This is a genomic window from Bacillus sp. LBA3-1-1.1, from assembly GCF_040676495.1.
Taxonomy (GTDB): Bacteria; Bacillota; Bacilli; order Bacillales; family Bacillaceae_G; genus Bacillus_A; species Bacillus_A nitratireducens.
Genome location: NZ_JBEGIB010000005.1, coordinates 123,353 through 143,903, shown reverse-complemented (window position 1 = coordinate 143,903; position 20,551 = coordinate 123,353). Strand labels below are relative to the sequence as shown.

At 34.6% G+C, this 20,551-nt stretch carries 18 protein-coding genes; 11 read left to right on the top strand and 7 right to left on the bottom strand.

What is annotated here, in order from left to right; genetic code table 11:
• The first annotated feature begins 19 nt into the window (after nt 1–19).
• Entirely contained in the window at nt 20–2,380 is a 2,361-nt protein-coding gene (locus tag MRBLBA3_RS06425; RefSeq protein ID WP_363380281.1) for a heavy metal translocating P-type ATPase, read from the top strand.
• A 225-nt stretch (nt 2,381–2,605) separates the two neighbouring features.
• On the opposite strand, the gene MRBLBA3_RS06420 is transcribed toward MRBLBA3_RS06425, so the two are convergent.
• Nucleotides 2,606–4,069 (bottom strand): nicotinate phosphoribosyltransferase, encoded by a 1,464-nt coding sequence (locus MRBLBA3_RS06420; RefSeq protein WP_001017142.1) that lies wholly within the window; start codon nt 4,067–4,069, stop codon nt 2,606–2,608.
• Between the two features lie 198 nt (nt 4,070–4,267).
• Here MRBLBA3_RS06420 and MRBLBA3_RS06415 point away from each other — a divergent pair, with 198 nt between their 5' ends.
• The 3 genes from MRBLBA3_RS06415 to MRBLBA3_RS06405 all read left to right on the top strand — a co-directional run bounded on the left by MRBLBA3_RS06415 (nt 4,268) and on the right by MRBLBA3_RS06405 (nt 7,668).
• Nucleotides 4,268–5,542: a tetratricopeptide repeat protein gene (locus tag MRBLBA3_RS06415; RefSeq protein WP_001187966.1), complete on the top strand. Its 1,275-nt coding sequence runs from the start codon at nt 4,268–4,270 to the stop codon at nt 5,540–5,542.
• A complete protein-coding gene (locus MRBLBA3_RS06410) occupies nt 5,539–5,793 on the top strand; it encodes a Phr family secreted Rap phosphatase inhibitor (protein WP_000746249.1) in 255 nt (84 codons plus the stop codon). The genes MRBLBA3_RS06415 and MRBLBA3_RS06410 overlap by 4 nt, the downstream gene beginning before the upstream one ends.
• Before the next feature lie 174 nt (nt 5,794–5,967).
• Entirely contained in the window at nt 5,968–7,668 is a 1,701-nt protein-coding gene (locus MRBLBA3_RS06405; protein ID WP_000824158.1) for a M4 family metallopeptidase, read from the top strand.
• 50 nt (nt 7,669–7,718) lie between these two features.
• Here the strand turns inward: MRBLBA3_RS06405 and MRBLBA3_RS06400 are convergent, their stop codons facing one another.
• Nucleotides 7,719–8,279, bottom strand: a complete 561-nt coding sequence (locus MRBLBA3_RS06400; RefSeq protein WP_000852192.1) for a TVP38/TMEM64 family protein — start codon at nt 8,277–8,279, stop codon at nt 7,719–7,721.
• 399 nt (nt 8,280–8,678) lie between these two features.
• Between MRBLBA3_RS06400 and MRBLBA3_RS06395 the strand changes: the two genes are divergently transcribed.
• Together MRBLBA3_RS06395 and MRBLBA3_RS06390 are read left to right on the top strand one after the other, a co-directional pair.
• Complete coding sequence (locus MRBLBA3_RS06395) at nt 8,679–9,197, top strand: RNase A-like domain-containing lipoprotein (RefSeq protein WP_000822704.1); 519 nt, start codon at nt 8,679–8,681, stop codon at nt 9,195–9,197.
• A gap of 15 nt (nt 9,198–9,212) precedes the next feature.
• Nucleotides 9,213–9,485, top strand: a complete 273-nt coding sequence (locus MRBLBA3_RS06390) for a hypothetical protein (RefSeq protein ID WP_000288791.1) — start codon at nt 9,213–9,215, stop codon at nt 9,483–9,485.
• Nucleotides 9,486–9,539: 54 nt separating this feature from the next.
• Here the strand turns inward: MRBLBA3_RS06390 and MRBLBA3_RS06385 are convergent, their stop codons facing one another.
• The 3 genes from MRBLBA3_RS06385 to MRBLBA3_RS06375 form a co-directional block, all read right to left on the bottom strand.
• Complete coding sequence (locus MRBLBA3_RS06385; RefSeq protein ID WP_000776677.1) at nt 9,540–10,802, bottom strand: VanW family protein; 1,263 nt, start codon at nt 10,800–10,802, stop codon at nt 9,540–9,542.
• A gap of 235 nt (nt 10,803–11,037) precedes the next feature.
• Entirely contained in the window at nt 11,038–12,054 is a 1,017-nt protein-coding gene (locus MRBLBA3_RS06380) for an LCP family protein (protein WP_002100332.1), read from the bottom strand.
• 186 nt (nt 12,055–12,240) lie between these two features.
• Complete coding sequence (locus tag MRBLBA3_RS06375) at nt 12,241–13,419, bottom strand: NupC/NupG family nucleoside CNT transporter (RefSeq protein ID WP_000668860.1); 1,179 nt, start codon at nt 13,417–13,419, stop codon at nt 12,241–12,243.
• 91 nt (nt 13,420–13,510) lie between these two features.
• Here MRBLBA3_RS06375 and MRBLBA3_RS06370 point away from each other — a divergent pair, with 91 nt between their 5' ends.
• From MRBLBA3_RS06370 to aspA, 3 genes are all read left to right on the top strand, one after another.
• Nucleotides 13,511–13,897 (top strand): VOC family protein, encoded by a 387-nt coding sequence (locus MRBLBA3_RS06370; protein WP_033658280.1) that lies wholly within the window; start codon nt 13,511–13,513, stop codon nt 13,895–13,897.
• Nucleotides 13,898–14,004: 107 nt separating this feature from the next.
• Nucleotides 14,005–15,303, top strand: coding sequence for a hemolysin family protein (locus tag MRBLBA3_RS06365; protein WP_363380273.1), 1,299 nt, complete (start codon nt 14,005–14,007; stop codon nt 15,301–15,303).
• A gap of 182 nt (nt 15,304–15,485) precedes the next feature.
• Entirely contained in the window at nt 15,486–16,922 is a 1,437-nt protein-coding gene (gene aspA / locus MRBLBA3_RS06360; RefSeq protein WP_000562160.1) for an aspartate ammonia-lyase, read from the top strand.
• Between the two features lie 182 nt (nt 16,923–17,104).
• Here aspA and MRBLBA3_RS06355 read toward each other — a convergent pair whose 3' ends face one another.
• Both MRBLBA3_RS06355 and MRBLBA3_RS06350 read right to left on the bottom strand, forming a co-directional pair.
• Nucleotides 17,105–18,724, bottom strand: coding sequence for a lactate permease LctP family transporter (locus tag MRBLBA3_RS06355; RefSeq protein ID WP_000109106.1), 1,620 nt, complete (start codon nt 18,722–18,724; stop codon nt 17,105–17,107).
• 203 nt (nt 18,725–18,927) lie between these two features.
• Nucleotides 18,928–19,317, bottom strand: coding sequence for a TlpA disulfide reductase family protein (locus MRBLBA3_RS06350; RefSeq protein WP_232290574.1), 390 nt, complete (start codon nt 19,315–19,317; stop codon nt 18,928–18,930).
• A 538-nt stretch (nt 19,318–19,855) separates the two neighbouring features.
• On the opposite strand from MRBLBA3_RS06350, the gene MRBLBA3_RS06345 reads away from it, so the two are divergent.
• Nucleotides 19,856–20,143, top strand: a complete 288-nt coding sequence (locus MRBLBA3_RS06345) for an ArsR/SmtB family transcription factor (RefSeq protein ID WP_001075217.1) — start codon at nt 19,856–19,858, stop codon at nt 20,141–20,143.
• A gap of 203 nt (nt 20,144–20,346) precedes the next feature.
• Nucleotides 20,347–20,526: an acid-soluble spore protein H gene (locus tag MRBLBA3_RS06340; protein ID WP_000383601.1), complete on the top strand. Its 180-nt coding sequence runs from the start codon at nt 20,347–20,349 to the stop codon at nt 20,524–20,526.
• The last annotated feature ends 25 nt before the right edge of the window (nt 20,527–20,551 follow it).

Below are 20,551 nucleotides of genomic sequence, written 5' to 3'. Positions count from 1 at the left end.
AACGCGAGGAGGGAGAACGATGGCAGAGGCATTAGTGAAAAAGAAACTTATGCTAGAAGGCTTAGATTGTGCGAATTGTGCAATGAAAATTGAAAAGGGTGTTGGGAATATAGAGGGAGTAACGTCTTGTTCTGTAAACTTTGCAACTAAGACGATGCTTTTAGAAACACCACAAAATAAAGAAAATCAAGTTGTTACGGAAGCGAAGCAGCTCGTTACAAAATTAGAGCCGCATATTAAGGTGCAAGAAGAGAAAAAAACAAAAGCGGCGAAAGAAGTATTTATATTAGAAGGTTTAGACTGTGCGAACTGTGCAATGAAGATTGAAAATAAGGTAAAGGAAATGCCAACAGTTTCAGAAGCAACTGTTGATTTCGTATCAAAGAAATTAAGAGTAGAAGTTGCGAATAAAAGAGAACTTGAATCGACTGTGCAAGATATAAAAAATGTCGTTCAAAAGTTAGAGCCAGATGTAAAAGTTGTTCGTGAAGAGGAAAAAGGACACGACCACGGCCATGATCATGGTGATGGAAATGTGAAAAAAATGATAGGAAGGTTAGTAGTCGGTGGAATTTTGACAGGAATTGCTGCATTAGCCGGATTACCGCAAATGATAACAATTCCATTATTCGTTCTTGCTTATTTATTAATAGGTGGAGATATCGTTTGGAGAGCGGTAAGAAACATAACTCGCGGCCAAGTATTCGATGAAAACTTTTTAATGGCAATTGCAACTTTAGGAGCTTTCGCGATTCAACAATATCCAGAAGCAGTTGCAGTAATGTTATTCTACCAAGTAGGAGAATTGTTCCAAAGTATTGCTGTAAATCGCTCTCGAAAATCAATTACTTCATTAATGGACATTCGTCCTGATTATGCGAATGTGAAAGTTGGAAATGAAACGAAACAAGTATCACCAGAAGATGTGCAAATTGGTGAGTATATTATCGTGAAACCAGGTGAAAAAGTACCGTTAGACGGGAAAGTAGTTGAGGGAACATCAATGATGGATACTTCAGCGTTAACAGGTGAATCTGTACCGCGTGAAGTAGAAGTTGGTAATGACGTATTAAGTGGTTTTGTAAACCAAAATGGTGTATTAACAATTGAAGTTACAAAAGAATTTGGTGAATCTACTGTATCAAAAATCTTAGATTTAGTACAAAATGCAAGTAGTAAAAAAGCGCCAACAGAAAACTTTATTACGAAGTTTGCGCGTTATTATACTCCAGTCGTAGTTATTACAGCGGCGATTATGGCATTTATTCCACCACTTATTTTAGAGGGTGCAACATTCTCCGATTGGATTTATAGAGCTTTAGTGTTCTTAGTAATCTCTTGTCCATGTGCACTCGTTGTATCGATTCCTCTTGGGTTCTTTGGAGGTATTGGTGGGGCATCTAAAAGTGGTATTTTAGTAAAAGGAAGTAACTATTTAGAAGCATTGAATGATGTGAAATATATCGTTTTTGATAAAACAGGAACATTAACAAAAGGTGTCTTTAAAGTTACGAAGATGGAGCCTAGTGAAGGTACTACAGCTGAAGAGCTATTAGAATATGCAGCATTTGCAGAAGTATATTCAAATCATCCAATTGCACAATCTATTCGAAATGCATATGGAAAATCAATCGATGAAAATAGTATTGAAGACTATAGTGAAATTTCAGGTCATGGTACGGTTGTAAAGGTACAAGGAAAAGAGATTTTCGCAGGTAATGCTAAATTAATGAGAAAAGAAAACATTACATTTAAGCAACCAAATACAGTAGGTACACTAGTTCATGTCGCTGTAGATGGTAAATATGCAGGTTATATTGTTATCTCTGATGAGGTAAAAGAGGATTCAAAACAAGCAATTCAAAAGTTAAAAGAACTAGGTATTAAGAAGACAGTCATGTTAACTGGTGATGCAAAATCAGTTGGTGAAGCTGTTGGTAAAGAATTAGGTTTAGATGAAGTGCATGCCGAATTATTACCACACCAAAAAGTAGAAGAAATCGAAAAAATTGATGCAGCAAAACACGGTAAAGAAAAGATTGCTTTCGTCGGTGATGGTATTAACGATACACCAGTACTAGCGAGAGCGGACGTTGGTATTGCGATGGGCGGTTTAGGATCAGATGCAGCAATTGAAGCTGCTGACATCGTCATTATGACTGATGAACCTTCAAAAATCGCGACAGCTATAAAAATTGCAAAACGTACACGTAGTATTGTATGGCAAAATATTATATTTGCATTAGGTGTAAAAGGGCTAGTTTTATTACTTGGTGCCTTTGGTATTGCAACAATGTGGGAAGCGGTCTTCTCAGATGTTGGTGTTACGCTACTTGCAGTATTAAATGCAATGCGTGTACTACGAGTAAAAGATTTATAAAAAAGAGGACGCAACCTGCGTCCTCTTTTTTATTGGTTATTTTGTTGAAATTGACTCAAGAAAATAATATCAAATATTATTTTGTTTTAAAATAATGTAATATATAAATTTACAAAAATATAACATTCTTCTTATTATTTTAATATATTTTTTACAAATATACATATAGTATTGAAAAATGGAGAAGTGGGGGAGGGACAAAACCCCACTGATTAAAGCTTCACTTTATTTTTGTATGTTTTTTTCAACCTGTTCTCGAACAGTTTGAATATACTTCATTTTATGATCCCAACATTCTTGGCTTAAATCGACAGGGTACTCTTCAGGGTTTAAAGTTCGCATATACTCTTCCCAAAATAGTGAGAGGCTGCGTTCATTATACTTTTGAATATCTAATATATTAGGTAATTCATACGCTCTTTTACCGTTAATGAAAATATCTTGATGCAGTTCGCGTGCTTCAAAGTTTGTTACGAATTTACTTATATAGGTATGAACTGGATGAAACATTTTTAAACGCTCTTCTTTTCCGGGTTCTTCTGACTCTAAAGCAATATAATCGCCCTCTGCATGATCGTTAACTCGGTTAATAATACGATAAATTCGTTTAAGTCCTGGGGTTGTAATTTTTTCAGGATTAGATGAAATCTTAATCGTATCATTTAATTTTCCGTCAGTGTCTTCAATAGCGACTAGTTTGTAAACAGCCCCTAATGCGGGCTGCTCAAAGGATGTAATCAGCTTTGTTCCAACACCCCATACATCAATTTTTGCCCCTTGAGATTTCAAGTGCATAATCGTATATTCATCTAAATCGCTAGAAGCGATAATTTTTGTGTTTGTAAATCCAGCTGCATCAAGTTGCTTTCTGGCTTCCTTTGATAAATATGCCATATCACCACTATCAAGGCGAATGCCATAAAAATCGATACGATCCCCGAACTCTTTTGCAACACGAATCGCATTTGGAACACCAGATTTTAATGTGTCGTATGTATCGACAAGAAATACACATTTTTTATGTGTTTCAGCATATTTTTTAAATGCAACATATTCATCGCGATATGCTTGAACGAAAGAATGGGCATGTGTGCCAGCTACAGGGATGCCAAAGCGTTTCCCTGCACGAACGTTACTTGTAGATGAAAAACCACCAATAAAGGCAGCGCGTGTTCCCCAAAGGGCAGCATCAAACTCATGAGCGCGTCTTGTACCGAACTCTAAAAGCTCATCATTATTTGCAGCGTGCTTCATACGTGCAGCTTTTGTAGCAATTAATGTTTGGTAATTTACAATATTTAAGAGGGCGGTTTCAATTATTTGTGCCTCACCGAGTGGTGCATCAACCCGTAATAAAGGCTCGTTATTAAAAACAACTTCACCTTCTTGCATACTACGAATCGTTCCAGTAAATTTCATGTTTTGTAAATAATGAAGGAAGTCTTCTTCAAATTGCAGCTCTGCTAAATAAGCGATGTCACTTTCGGTAAAACTGAAGTTTTCTATGTACTCTACAATTTTCTCAAGACCTGCAAAAACAGCATAGCCATTTTCAAATGGAAGCTTTCGAAAGTATAAATCAAAAACAGAACGGCGATTATGAATACCATCTTTCCAATATGTATAAGCCATGTTGATTTGATATAAATCTGTATGTAAGGCGTAACTATCGTCTTTATAATGATTCATTGCGAAAACACCTCCGTAATTTGGTTATAGTATACCAATTTTTCCCCTTGCGTAGCAAAGAAGTAATAGGGATTGAAGTCAAGAGAGAAAAAAATGAAATAATGCATATTTTTTAGAAAATTTACATTTATCAATTTATATTTCTCTAGATTTTATGTATTATTAGAGTAATGGGGGTAATGAGAATGGAGGAGGACAATGCAACAAACATTAGAAAAAATAGGCAAGCAAGTTTTTTATAAACGGCTACAGCAAAAAATGACACAAGAAGAATTATGTCAGGGCATTTGTTCTGTCTCATACTTAAGTAAGATCGAAAATGGAAAGATTGAAGCATCGGAAGAAATTCTACAATTGCTCTGCACAAGACTAGAAATTGCTGTGACGGATTTGAGAGATGTAGAAGAAGATGTGAAGGTGAAGTTGGATGAATGGCTGAATGCACTAGTTCATTTGGACAAGCAACAAGTAGAACGCATATACCAAGAGTTGCAAGGTGAAATAAAGCATGTTTTGGATTTTGAAATTATAAATTATTATAAACTGCTGTATACACGTTATTTAATTATGAAAAGGGATTTTTCTGCTGTTGAAGAAGAGTTGGATAGATTGAAAAAAGTGTACAAGAAGTACTCACCTTTTCAGAAGATGTTGTATACGTATAGTAAAGCTCTATTACTTAGTTTGCAATATAAGCATAAAGAAAGTTTGAAGTATTTAATTGAGACAGAAGAAATGGCTAAGGAGCAAGGGTATTATGAAACGGGGATATATTATAACTTGAGCCTAGCGTATAGTCATCTAAATATACCACATTTAGCTATGCATTTTGCCCATATTGCTATGGAAGGATTCCGTAATGAATATAAATTCCGTTATGTAATAAATTGCCAAACAATTATTGCTTTAAGTTATGTAGAAAAAGCGCAATATGAAGAAGCTTTAAAGATTTATGAGAGTATATTAAGAGAAGTAGATTCTTTTGCGGAAAAAGACATGATTAAAGCTATGACTTTAAATAATATGGGAGAATTATACCATTATAAAAATGAGCATGATAAATCTAAAAACTATTTTCTTCAAAGTTTCGAATTGCAGAAGACTGTCGATATGAATTATATTGAAACAATTTATGGATTGGCTAAACAATGCATTCATCTTAAACGTTATGAAGAAGCACAGGAATGGATAGAAAAAGGAATTGATTGCTCACGTAGTGATGAAAAATATAATAAGATGATTTATTCGTTCTGTATATTTAAGTATAAATATTTTGGAGAATCTCAAGAGTTTAAGAGGTTTTTAGAGAATGAGGCTATTCCATTCTTTAAAAGTGTAGGTAGTATGAAAGAACTGAAAAATGCTTATTTAGAATTAGCAATGTATTTTGAGAATGAATTTAAGTATGAAGAAAGTAATAAATATTATAAAGAAGCTATTAAAGTTTTGGAGGAAAAGGAGGAATTGAATTGAAAAAGCGTATATATGGTGTGGTAGGAATTGGTTTAGTGGCAATTTTGTCTGTAGGGGTTAACTATTCGAATCCGGATATATATGGAGTAAAATCCCTGAAAGAAGGATCGGTAAATTACTCCAATCCAGATATATATGGATTGAAGTCTTTACAAGAAGGAAGTATACAATATTCGAATCCTGATATTTATGGTTTTAATTTTTCGGAAAAAAGAGATATAAATTATTCTAATCCAGATATTTATGGTTAAGAAGATATTGAAAAACCCCTTTCCATTTGGAAAGGGGTTTTTCAATATTTGTTCCTCAAAATTCTACAACACTTGAGAAAGAAATTAATTGAATTTTTAGTATATTAATAGTGAAAACATAATGCTAATATGAAACTACTCTTTTCAAAAATTTTTTATTAGGGGGAAGGTTATATGAAAAGAAAGAGTTTAGCGTTAGTGTTAGCGACAGGAATGGCAGTTACTACGTTCGGAGGGACAGGCTCTGCGTTTGCGGATTCTAAAAATGTGCTCTCTACGAAGAAGTACAATGAGACGGTACAGTCACCTGAGTTTATTTCTGGTGATCTAACTGGAGCAACTGGTAAGAAAGCGGAATCTGTTGTGTTTGATTACTTAAACGCGGCAAAAGGTGATTATAAGTTAGGGGAAAAGAGTGCGCAAGATTCTTTCAAAGTGAAACAAGTGAAAAAAGACGCTGTGACTGATTCAACAGTAGTACGTATGCAACAAGTTTACGAGGGAGTACCTGTATGGGGATCTACTCAAGTAGCTCACGTAAGTAAAGATGGCTCTTTAAAGGTATTGTCTGGAACAGTTGCGCCTGATTTAGACAAGAAGGAAAAGTTGAAAAATAAAAATAAGATTGAAGGCGCAAAAGCAATTGAAATCGCGCAACAAGATTTAGGAGTAACACCTAAATATGAGGTGGAACCAAAAGCGGACTTATATGTATATCAAAATGGTGAAGAAACGACATATGCATACGTTGTGAATTTAAACTTCTTAGAGCCAAATCCAGGAAACTATTATTATTTCATTGAAGCAGAAAGCGGTAAAGTATTAAATAAATATAATAAAATTGATCATGTAACAAATGATGATAAGTCACCAGTTAAACAAGATGCTCCTAAACAGGATGCGAAAGCGGTTGTAAAACCTGTAACAGGAACGAATAAGGTGGGAACTGGTAAAGGTGTATTAGGAGATACAAAATCGCTTAATACAACGTTATCTGGATCGTCTTACTATTTACAGGATAATACACGTGGAGCAACGATTTTTACATATGATGCGAAAAATCGTTCGACGTTACCAGGAACATTATGGGCAGATGCAGATAATGCTTTCAATGCGGCATATGATGCAGCAGCAGTAGATGCTCATTACTATGCAGGTAAAACATATGATTATTATAAAGCTACATTTAACAGAAACTCTATTAATGATGCAGGAGCACCATTAAAATCAACAGTTCATTACGGAAGTAAGTATAATAACGCGTTCTGGAATGGCTCTCAAATGGTATACGGAGATGGTGATGGTGTAACATTTACTTCGTTATCTGGCGGTATTGATGTAATTGGTCACGAATTAACACATGCTGTTACGGAGAACAGTTCAGATTTAATTTATCAAAATGAATCAGGAGCGCTAAATGAAGCAATTTCTGATATCTTTGGTACTTTAGTAGAATTCTATGATAACCGTAACCCGGATTGGGAGATTGGTGAAGATATTTATACACCTGGTAAAGCGGGAGATGCACTTCGTTCTATGAGTGATCCAGCGAAATATGGTGACCCAGACCACTATTCTAAGCGTTACACTGGTTCAAGTGATAACGGTGGTGTTCATACAAATAGCGGTATTATTAACAAACAAGCGTATTTATTAGCAAATGGTGGTACGCATTCTGGTGTAACTGTAACTGGTATTGGTAAAGATAAGTTAGGTGCAATTTATTACCGTGCAAACACACAATATTTCACGCAATCTACTACATTTAGCCAAGCTCGTGCTGGTGCAGTACAAGCTGCAGCTGATTTATATGGTGCGACTTCTGCGGAAGTAGCAGCAGTGAAGCAATCCTTTAGTGCTGTTGGTGTAAACTAAGGCTTTAAAGGATAGTTATTAATAAAATACCTCAAAAATAAAGAAGGAGCCTATGCTCCTTCTTTATTTTTTCTCCATTTTTTCCACAAATAAAATAATCCAACACAACCTGCGATTGTAATAATCCATTTCGCTTCATTTGTTCCGTTAATGACATGATATGCAGAATATACTTCAATCAATAAAGCCGGTATTTTCCCTATTGTGCTGGCAATACTGAAAGAGAGTAATGACATTTTGCCTAGAGCTGCAAATAAAGTCACGATACTGGACGGAATGAAAGGAATAAAACGAAAAGATAGGACGAGTAGAAAGGCTTCTCTGCCTTTTACATAAAGAAGACGCTCTACCTTTGGGTACTTATTTACTTTATCGTGAGTGAACTTTTGAAGGCCTATACGATAAATATAAAACGAGATAATAGCCCCTAATGCCTCACCTGCGATCGAAATAATGGTTCCGTTTGTTACACCAAAGAGCTGTATGTTAATAGCGGTCAAAAAAATACTAGGGATAAAACCTAAAAGACTGATGATGATGTTGATTAAGATACTAAGTGGAATTGCGATTGAATAATAGTCTGTTAAGAAGTTTTGAATTGTTTCAGCCATTCTTTAAAATCCTTTATCTTTTTTTGCATTACACCATATTTCTATTGTGTAGGCAAGTGCAAATTTACATAATGTAGGGAAATGTTGATAAAACACCATTTATATACCGTATATGGGTATTGGGTATATAAAGGTAGGGGTATATTTTTATGGTTTAAAAAATTCCGAATAAACCCTTTGATTAAAGGGTTTATTCGGAATTTTGAGTGGTGAGTTAAGTCGGGAAATAATTAAGAAAACATAGGGGTATATTTCGAATAGGGTCAAAAATAGTGGTTTAATGAAACTAGGGTGGTAATATGGCAAAGTTGATGAGGAATTTAAAAAATGTATATGTTTTTTCGTTGTGAAATTGACTTTTAGTGAGGTTACGATAATAATCATGGAAGAGGTGATATGATGAAACGAATAAGTAGTCTTTTCTTGAGTGGTTTATTGGCACTAATGCTGATCTTAAGTGGATGTGCAGGAAAAGAACAAAAAACAGAGAAACAAACAGGGAATCAATCGACATCAGTAGAAAAAATTAGTGATAATATTTTAGATGAAATGGAAGGGCCACCTAAAAATGGTCATACGATTGAAAGACATGTAGGCAAATCAGAAGAGGATTTGAAGAATCGTTTGAAGACAGATAAAGTATCAGCGGCAAGTACATACTATGATAAGGAAACAGCCACGAAAGCTGTAAAAGATAGTTTGAAGCAACATGATAAGGAAATTCAAGATTGGTTAAAAAATTCTAAAGAGGCTCGTCTCGTATTAAATACAACTCATTCATTCCCCGTTGGAAAAACGGTAATAAAGAAAAATATGAATGTAAAAGACAAGTTAGTAAAAACTGTTACTGTTTTAGCGAGAGATAAGTCAGGAGATTTAGGATATAAGATTATTACTTCTTATCCATCTGACAAATAAGAAGGGGGAGTACATATGTATACGACATTACAATACTTTCTTAAATCATACTGTACGTTAAGTATTCATGAGGATGAAATAATAAGCGTGATGGAAGAGTTTATAGAGCAAGAAGATGAAGAAATTATTTTGAAATTACGCGATGAATTAGTAAATATGAAGAGAAAGAACGTGTGGGAAGAAGCGTGCGTATTAGCTGCAAAGCAAGGAAATCGTATATGGTCTTTAGAAGAAACGAAAGATCATCTTGAAACTTTTTTACTATTACTGCAAAAGAAAAAGGCGTGAGTAGATCACGCCTTTTTCTTTATGCTTTTTGAAATTTATCCGTTTGATATTATCTTATTGTTTTGGAGCGCTTTTATATACGCTTTTTGAAATTTGTCCATTTGAGATTACTTCACCGTTTTGTGTTACTTTTTTATACGTTACCGCTGTTATTTTGTCATTAGCTCTACTAATTACTTGAGAAGAAACTTCAACATTTTTACCAGTATTTGTGCCGAAAATACGAGTAGTAATACTACCTCCATTTGAAAATGCTTGAATATAAATATGATTGCCTGTATTGTTTTTAAATTTTAAATCCGGACCATAATCTGCCACTGCTGCATCTTGCCCAAGTGGTAAATAATTTACGGGCATGGAATGATTGCTTCGAGAAACAATTCCTAAATCTGCCCTTAAAGCGGCGCTATATAAAGTACTACTAACTTGGCAAACACCTCCACCTGCACTTTGTATAACTTTACCTTCTGAAAATACTGCTGCGGATTTATAACCATGTGCAGCATCAGTTACGCCAACACGGCCATTAAAACTAAACGTTTCATCAGGTGCTACAATAACTCCACTTAAAGTATTAGCTGACTTATTTACGTTATAAGACTGATTTCCATTACGGCCAGCCATTGGAGTAGAGTATTCAGCAATCACTTCTTTAATCCCCATTTGTTGTACATCTTCTGTAGAACGTTCAGGTTTTATTAGTGTAACTGGTAATGCAACATCTGATGTGCCAGCAGTAATAGCTGCGCTTGTTAAATCGGTTAATTTTCCTTTATCAATTTTTTCCCCATTTTGACTTTCGCTAATATTTACTGTAGAACCTTCAACACTTAATTCGGCGTTAACAGGATTTTTTAATGTTTCATTATATTTATCCTTTATAAAGGTTTCATAAGTTGTTGTATTTAATTGTGGTTTTAATTTATAGTTACGTTTTAATTCACCGTTTTCAGCTTGCTTACGCATGTTGTAACGATTCATTACGTTCCCTTCTTGTTCTTTGAAGATATTGTCGACAATATCCTTCTCTTTATAATCTACTCCTAAATCTTTCCACGTATAATTTTGTTTTTCATTTTGGAATACGTAGTTAAGAGACTTTTGATTGAATTCATTCACCTTTTGATTAACAATGGCTTGAATATCTGCTTTATTTTTTCCCTCAAGAGAAATACCTTCAAATGTAGTGTTTGGTAATGCAGTTGTATTTAGTTGATTATTTAATTTGGATACATATTGATATCCACCAACACCACCAACACAAAGTAATATGCCACCAGCGATAGCGGAACCGATCAGTATTTTGCGTAGCTTCATTTATTTCCCCCCCAGAAAAATTTGTATAAATATATGTATTACATTTTTTGTATAAAAATGATGAAAATAACATTATGTAGGTACTAGTATACTATTATTTTCACTATGTGTGTAATGTTTTTATAAAAAATGTTACACTGCTGTAATAATTGTCTCTTTTTGTCACAATATGTACGAGAAATATGTTGAAAATTATAATAAAAAGGCTGCTTAGAAAAATCTAGCAGCCTTTTTATTATAATTTTTTATGCTCATTTTTATTCGTAACACCGAGATGTTCTTGAAGTGTTGTCGATATATCATTAACACTTTTTTCGTTTGGAACGTAATAATAAATACCACCTATATATTTATCAGTACCTTCCACTTGCAATTTATCCATTTTTAAATTTGAATCCATTGAACTTTTTGCAATAGCCATCATATCATCAAAAGTTAAATTTGTTTTTAAATCTTTATCGACAGCATCTAATAGGCTTCCGATTTTATTAATGGAATTGAGAGATAGGGCTTTTTCAGCAATAGCCTCTAAAACAAGTTGTTGTCGTTGACCACGCATATAATCACTATCAATATGACGAGTTCTAGCTAGTGCAAGTGCTTCTTCTCCATTTAAATGTTGACGTCCTTTTTCTAGATGAATTGCATTTGCTTCGTCTTTACTATTTTGTTCTGTAAACTCAACCGGAACATCGACAGTAATACCACCAAGGGAATCAACGATTTTGATAAAGGATTTAAAGTTAAATTTTACATAGTAGTCAACTGGAACGTCTAAAAATTTCTCTACTGTATCAATCGTGCTATCTACACCACCGAATACGTGCGCATGTGTAATTTTATCGTATTTATCACGTGATTTAATGTAGACGCGTGAATCACGTGGAATGCTGACAAGTTTAACGGATTTATCGTTTTTATTAATTGTTGCAAGTAATAACGCATCCGTACGAGTCGCTTTTCCATAACCTTTTTCCCTAATATCACTTTCATCAACGCCCATAATAAGGACAGAAATATTATCAGTCATAGGTTTAACAGCTTTTTCACGTTTGCTAGATTTATCTCCTCGGCCGAGTTCAGAATAGGCGTTGCTTAAGACGGATTTTGCTTTACTGTATATATGGAAGGAGTAACCTCCCGCTCCCATTGCTACAATAAGTAAGGGAATAAGAATGAACCAAAGTAGGCGCTTTTTCTTTGAACGTCCTTTTTTGGCTCGAGTTTCTTTGTTAATGTCGGATTTCATCATTTTTTCTCCTTTAAAACAATCAAAGTGTATACATCTAGAAGCGTATTAAAACACATAAAAAATATTGTACGCTAAATAAAAGGTATTGTACATGTATAAAAAATAGATGTCTTGATTATTTATAAGACATCTATTCGTTATTGTATACAAAAGACAGGGATAAGAAAATGATAAAATTTTACCTAATTACAGCATAATACTTACAATAATCGCAGATAAAATACTAACAAGAGTAGCGCCGTATAGTAATTTTAGGCCGAAGCGAGCAACAACATTTCCTTGTTCTTCGTTTAACCCTTTTACTGCACCGGAAATAATTCCAATGGAAGAAAAGTTGGCAAAAGAAACGAGGAAGACAGAAATAATACCAACTGTACGGATAGAGAGAGTGCTGGAAATTTTACTAAGATCCATCATTGCTACAAATTCATTTGTTACAAGCTTTGTTGCCATAATGCTACCTGCTGTGACAATTTCAGAACTTGGTACGCCGATAAGAAATGCAATAGGGGCGAATACATAGCCTATTAGTTGTTGGAAAGTAATGCCGAATATAATGAGGAATAGGTCATTAATGCAACTCATTAATGCGACGAATCCAATGAGCATAGCGCCGACGACAATTGCTACACGAAAACCATCAAGAATGTATTCTCCAAGCATTTCAAAGAAACTTTGTTTTTCCCCTTTTATTACCAAAATGTCTTCATCATCGTTAACGTCGTAAGGGTTAATAATGAGTACGATAATAAAACCACTAAATAAATTGAGAACGAGTGCGGTTACTACATATTTTGGTTCAATCATTGTCATATAGGCACCGACAATGGACATAGATACTGTTGACATAGCAGAGGCGCAAAGTGTATATAGTCGATGTTTTGGAATTTGGGCTAATTGTTTTTTAACCGTAATAAAAACTTCTGATTGGCCGACAATAGCGGAAGCGATGGCGTTGTAAGATTCTAATTTCCCAAGACCGTTTATTTTACTAAGAAAGAAACCAATCCAGCGAATAAAGAATGGTAGTATTTTGAAATGTTGTAATATACCAATTAAGACGGAGATAAAGACAATCGGTAATAATACGTTAAGGAAAAATGGCATTTCCCCTTTATTTGCAAGACCGCCAAATACAAAGTTTATACCACTGGCAGCATACTCAAGTAGCCTCGTAAACAGGCTGGAAATTACCGTAATAAGTATGAGACCGATTTCTGTATTTAATAATAAATAGGTTAAAATTAATTGTATAATAAGCATGATAAAAATTGGTTTGAATTTAATATGTTTTTTATTGTTGCTAGCAATGTAGGCAAGGAAAAAAACAACGATTAGTCCAACGAAAAAAGTGATAAATTTCATAATAAGCCCCCTAAAAGAGATATTCTGCTATATATGTTTTTCATTTAAAAGGAGAATATGCATGTTTGATAAAGAGAGGAATAGAGGAATCATGAATATATGTAGAGTACATCACGTTGCAATTATTTGTTCAAATTATGAAGTGTCAAAGGATTTTTATACACGAATATTAGGTTTCAAAGTGATGAATGAAGTATACAGAAAGGAACGAAATTCTTATAAGTTAGATTTATGTGTAGGGGAAGAGTATCAAATTGAATTATTTTCATTTCCAAGTCCGCCTGAGCGCCCAAGTTTTCCAGAAGCAGCCGGACTTAGACATTTAGCATTTGCTGTTACAAATATAGAAGAAGCTGTAAAGCATTTAAAACAATGCGGTGTGGAGACTGAAGCGATACGTATTGATGAAATTACGGATAAAAAATTTGTCTTTTTCCAAGATCCTGATGGCTTGCCTTTAGAATTGTATGAGGCTTGAAATTGGTGAATTTTATATAGGGTTGCTTTCAAATAAATGAAGAAACTAAAGTGAAACTTCTTTTTAAAAGGAGGTGTAACTTTAGCTAAGAAAGCTAAAGGACATATGTGGATATTTTAAAATTATTGATGGTAGTTCTTCTTATTGGTTTAACAGCATTTTTTGTGGCTGTTGAGTTTGCAATTATTAAGGTACGTAGCAGTCGTATTGATCAACTCGTTAGTGAAAAACGACGAGGAGCATTGGCAGCAAAAAAAGTAACTTCGAATTTAGATGAGTATTTATCAGCATGTCAGTTAGGTATTACAATCACTGCTTTAGGGCTTGGGTGGTTGGGCGAGCCGACTATAAAACATTTACTCGAGCCGTTGTTTTTAAAACTACACCTATCTCCTGCAATTGCAAGTACAGTTTCATTTATTATTGCCTTTGCAGTGATTACGTTTTTACATGTTGTCATTGGTGAACTTGCTCCGAAGACGTTGGCTATACAAAGAGCAGAGCAAGTTAGCTTATTATTATCGAAGCCAATTATTTACTTTTACCGAGTAATGTATCCCTTTATTTGGGCTTTAAATGGTTCTGCAAGGCTTGTAACAGGGTTATTCGGATTACATCCAGCTTCTGAACATGAAGTAGCTCATTCGGAGGAAGAATTACGATTAATCTTATCTGAGAGTTATGAGAGCGGAGAGATTAATCAAAGGGAATTTAAATATGTAAATAATATTTTTGAATTCGATAATAGAGTCGCAAAGGAAATTATGGTGCCTCGTACGGAAGTTGTAGGTTTATATGAGGACGAACCATTTGAAACACATATTAAAATAATCGCACAAGAAAAATATACGAGGTATCCTGTATTTGGTGAAGATAAAGATGAAATTAGTGGGATGGTTAATGTAAAGGATTTATTTATTCGTTATATGGATGATAATCGAGATGAGGAGTGCTCGATTACACCGTATACAAGGCCAGTTATTGAAGTGTTAGAAAATATTCCTATACATGATTTACTATTGCAAATGCAAAGAAAGCGAATTCCATTAGCAGTATTATATGATGAATATGGCGGTACAGCAGGGATTGTTACACTAGAAGATATTTTAGAAGAAATTGTTGGAGAAATCCGAGATGAATACGATGAAGATGAACACCTGCCTATAGAGCATATAAGTGAAGGTTATAAAATCGTAGAGGGAAAAGTGCTTATTAGTGAAGTAAATGATTTATTGGGCATACACTTAATCGCTGATGATGTAGATACAATCGGTGGCTGGATTATGGTACAAAAACAAATCGTTGCTGAGGGAGACATTATTGAGAAACACGGCTTTTCTTTTAAAGTTCTTGAAAAGGATGTGCATCAAATTAAGCGAGTTGAAATAAAGGCAGTAGAAGAATGATTGGATTTTCTATTATATAAACTTTAATAAAAAGGATATATAGAAAAATAAATGTTTGCGCTTTCAAAAGCGGTGCTTTATAGTGAAGGTGGATACTGAAGAATTCTTTTTAATGATACTCGTATTTTATAGGGCGAATTCTTTGGATAAGGATTTAGAATGAAAAGTATAGGTGATGAAAAATGATAGCAACGAAGGATATACGTATAGAAAAAGATTTTTTAGGTGAAAAGGAAGTACCGAGTGTAGCTTATTATGGTGTACAAACATTACGTGCCGTAGAAAACTTTCCGATTACAGGATATCGCATTCATCCGTCACTCATTACGGCAATGGCAATTGTAAAAAAAGCGGCAGCGCTTGCGAATATAGATACAGGTTACTTGGCTAAAGATATCGGACAAGAAATTGTAGAAGCTGCACAAGAGATTATGGATGGAAAGTTCCATGATCAATTTATCGTAGACCCAATTCAGGGCGGAGCAGGGACTTCAATTAATATGAATACTAATGAAGTAATTGCTAATAGAGCGTTAGAACGTATGGGGTACGAAAAAGGTGAATATGCGAAAGTTAGCCCAAATACTCACGTGAATATGGCGCAATCAACAAATGATGCGTTCCCAACTGGGATTCATATTGCAACTCTTATGATGCTAGAAGAACTTCTTGTTACAATGGAAGAACTTCACTCTGCTTTTCATGATAAAGCAAAAGAGTTTGATCACGTTATTAAAATGGGGCGTACACATTTGCAAGATGCAGTTCCAATTCGCCTTGGACAAGAATTTGAAGCATATAGCAGAGTGCTAGAGCGTGATATAAAAAGAATTAAACAGTCTCGTCAACATCTATACGAAGTTAATATGGGGGCGACAGCTGTCGGTACGGGATTAAATGCAAACCCTACTTATATAGAACAAGTTGTGAAGCATTTACGAACTTTTAGTGGTTTCCCTCTTGTTGGTGCAGAGCACTTAGTTGATGCGACGCAAAACACAGATGCATATACAGAAGTATCTGCAGCATTAAAAGTATGTATGATGAATATGTCTAAAATTGCAAATGACCTTCGTATTATGGCGTCTGGTCCACGTGTTGGGTTAGCAGAAATTCAATTACCAGCTCGTCAACCAGGTTCATCTATTATGCCGGGTAAAGTAAATCCAGTTATGGCAGAAGTAATTAACCAAGTCGCTTTCCAAGTAATCGGAAATGACCATACAATTTGCTTAGCGTCAGAAGCTGGGCAATTGGAGTTAAATGTAATGGAGCCTGTATTAGTATTTAATTTAATTCAATCCATCAGTATTATGAACAATGGATTCCGTGTATTCCGTGAATATTGTATTAAAGGAATTACAGCGAATGAAGAACTGCTGAAGCAATATGTTGAGAAAAGTGTTGGAATTATTACAGCGGTGAACCCTCATATTGGTTATGAAGCAGCATCTCGCATTGCACGTGAAGCAATTGAAACAGGAAAATCTGTTAGGGAGCTATGCTTAGAACATGGTGTACTTACAGCAGAAGAGCTTGATATTATTTTGGATCCATACGAAATGACACATCCCGAAATTGCTGGTGCTTCTTTATTAAAGGATAAAGTGAAACTTTAATCAGTGGGGGGTAATCCCCCACTGATTATTAGTTGAACCAATCGGGCTTTTACGGGCAGTTGATCTCCCACCTAACTCCCTCGCATTCGCCGAATTTTGGGGTGGGAGTTTTACTGCCCGTTAATGCGGGATAAAAAAATGTAATGTAAAAAGCACCGATCCATTTGGATCGGTGCTTTTTTTTAGAAGATATTAAATACAGCGTTTAATTGAAGTAAGCTAATAACAGCTAAGAAGATTAAACTGTATTTCATTGCTGTTTTAAATAAGGCAGATTCTTGACCAACTAGTCCAACTGCTGCACAAGCAACTGCTACTGATTGTGGTGAAACCATTTTCGCCATTGTACCACCTACTACGTTTAATGCAACGAGTGTAGAAGGAACAATGTTTAATTGGTCTGCAGTTACTGCTTGAAGTGGTGCGAATAATGAACCACTTGATACTACTGATCCTGTAATGAATACGCCAATCCATCCTAAGATTGGAGAAAGAACTGGGAATGCATTACCAGTAGAAGAGAATGCAAGTCCAAGTGTAGATGACATACCAGAGTAGTTCTCTACGTAAGCTAAAGCGATAACGCTACAAATTGTATATACTGGAGCTTTTAGTTCTTTAATTGTTTCAACCATTAGTTCTTTAATCATTTTACCTTTTACGCGGTAAACGATAAGTGAAACGATAATTGCTAATACAATCGCAGTAGTTGTAGAAGAGAATACATCGAATTTGAAAATAGCTGCGAAAGGTGTATCAGCTTTTGTAATTGGTGTAGTTTTCATAACCATATTATGAAGACCAGGGAACTGAATGTTAAATACTAAGTTTGCTAACGCGCCATCCGGAGCAAATAAAGCTTTAATTGGTTTTAAATTAAAGATTGTTACGAATGCAGTTAAGAATACGAATGGAGACCAAGCATATAAAATTTGATTGAATGTATGAGATTCTTTTTCTTCTTGTTTTTCTTCTTTAGCAGAAGATTTTGGCTGCCAAACACGTAAGAATAATGCAAGAGAGATCATACTTACAACGGCTGCGAAAATATTAGTAAGTTCTGCACCTAAGAAGTAAGTTACAAGGAACTGAGTAATTGCGAAAGAAAAACCACTTACAAGAATACCTTGCCAAGTTTCTTTAATACCTTTAATTCCATCGACCATTGAAACAAGTAAGAAAGGTAAAATAATGCTAATGAAAGGTAAAATAAGAACAGTTTGACGACCAATAGTTAATGCGTCAAGTTCAGTTAATTGTGCTGGTACTGTAACTGGAATCCCCATAGCACCCATAGCGCCACCAGCGATGTTAGCTACTAAACAAATACCTGCTGCTTTTAATGGATTGAAGCCCATACCTACAAGTAGTGCAGCTGTAATAGCAACTGGAACACCTAGACCAGCTGCGCCTTCTAAGAAAGCACCGAAAGAATAAGCGATTAATAACACTTGTAAACGTTGATCATTTGTAATGCTTGAAATACTATCACGAATTATGTTGAATTGCTCTGTTTTAACAGTTAATTTGTAAAGGAAAATTGCTGCGATAACGATAGTACAAATTGGATAAAATCCAGATAGAATACCGAATCCGGCAGATGCTACAGCTACTGTTGCTGGCATTTTATAAACGAATATAGCAAGAATAATAGCGACAATCACACTGTAAAGACCAGCGATGTAACTTTTCATTTTGAGTCCCATTAAACAAATGATGAAGCAGAAAATTGGAAGTGCTGCGATTAGTGCAGATAACCAAATGTTGTTTAATGGGTCATAAATTTGTGTCCAAGTACTCATAATAATGACAACTCCTATCTATTTTATGTGAAGAAATTCACATTATTTGTGAAACTATTCACAATCAACTTACATGCTTAGTATATTCTCCTTCAACACTATTGTCAACGTGAAAAAGTATAATTATTCCATAATAGTATTAAAAGTAACATTTTGTTCATAAAGTAGACAAAAAGCGTAATCAAATTGATTTGAATACGCTTTTATAAATTATTTACATATTCTTTCATTTTTTCATATGTCATTGGTCCTACATGCTTATATTGAATGACACCGTTTGAATCGATGACAAAAGATGTTGGAATACTGATAATTTGATATGCGGCACTTGCCTGTCCTTTCTGATCTAATAGGACGGGGAAGGTATATTTGTTTTCTTCAAGAAATTGTTTTACATTGTCCGGGTCTTTTTCAGTAGCTGTCGCATTTACAGCGACAATTTCAATCCCCATATCTTTAGTATCGTGATAAAACTTTTCCATATCAGGCATTTCTATTTTGCATGGACCACACCAGCTTGCCCAAAAATTCAATATTACTTTTTTTCCTTTATAGTCTGTAAGACGAACTTCTTGACCAGTGGTTGTTTCCAGAAGGAAATCGAGGGCAACATTGCCAACTTCAGTTCCAATAGGGATGTTTGATTTTGGAGCTATATCTTCTTTTTTGTCTAATAGGAAGTGATTGATAATAGTCCAGCCAACCGCAATGCTAAGTAACGCAATAATAAACCCTTTTTTAATACTACATCCTCCTCCTTACTTAAATTTCCTTTTTTATCGTAACAAATTGGTTAAATATGGTCAAATTACTTTACGATAGGTTATCAATTATGGACGATATTTTACAATACCATTACTGTACATTTCAGTAAGGTGAAAATATAACAAAAAGCCTGATAAATCAACATTTGTAAGCAAAGTATTGCTATCCCTTTGTTTTGCTTTTTCTTTATATCATATAGTATAATATTCAAAATCAGCAGGGATTTTTTCCTGAACTGTGTGCTGATAAAAGGAGGAAAAATTTTTCAGCATTATAGGTTGATAAAGTTATGTCGTAACAGGAAATATAAGAACAGATATATAAATAAATAATAAAGAAAATAAAAACGAAAATGAGGGGAACTTTATGAACCAAAACCAATTTGACTGTCGTATTTCAGAAGAAGACGTACAGATGTTAAGAGCATTAGCTCATCCACTTCGTCTACGTCTAGTAATGGAACTAATGCAGCGTGGAACATGTAATGTAACACAATTACAAGAGGTATTAGAAATACCACAATCAACTGTTTCACAGCATTTAACGAAATTAAAGCAAAATAAAGTAGTACGCTTTGAGAGACGCGGGTTAGAAGTGTATTATCAAATTCATAACGATAAAGTAAGTGAAGTAGTAAAAACATTATTTTCTTAATTTTTTAATATTATGAAAAAAAGACGTATGAAATATACGTCTTTTTTTATTTGGAAAGGATGTAATAATAGGAAGAATTGAGAACGTATAGAGTAGTGCGTCAGAAAGAAACAAACTATTGAAGTGCTAAATTGATGGAATATATTCTGAAGGGATATGAAAAGATAGAAAGGAGTGTAGTAAGCAAAAGGAGGGATAGTAGTATGGATGTGACACGTGTGAAACAAATCTTATCTTCTTCAAGTAGAATTGACGTTACATATGAAGGCGTACCAGTATGGATTGAGAGCTGTGATGAGCAGAGCGGAGTTGCTCAAGTATATGATGTATCTAATCCTGGAGAAAGCGTTCACGTGGATGTGACGGCTTTAGAAGAGAGGTAATAGAAAAGACGCTTCTAATTTTAGA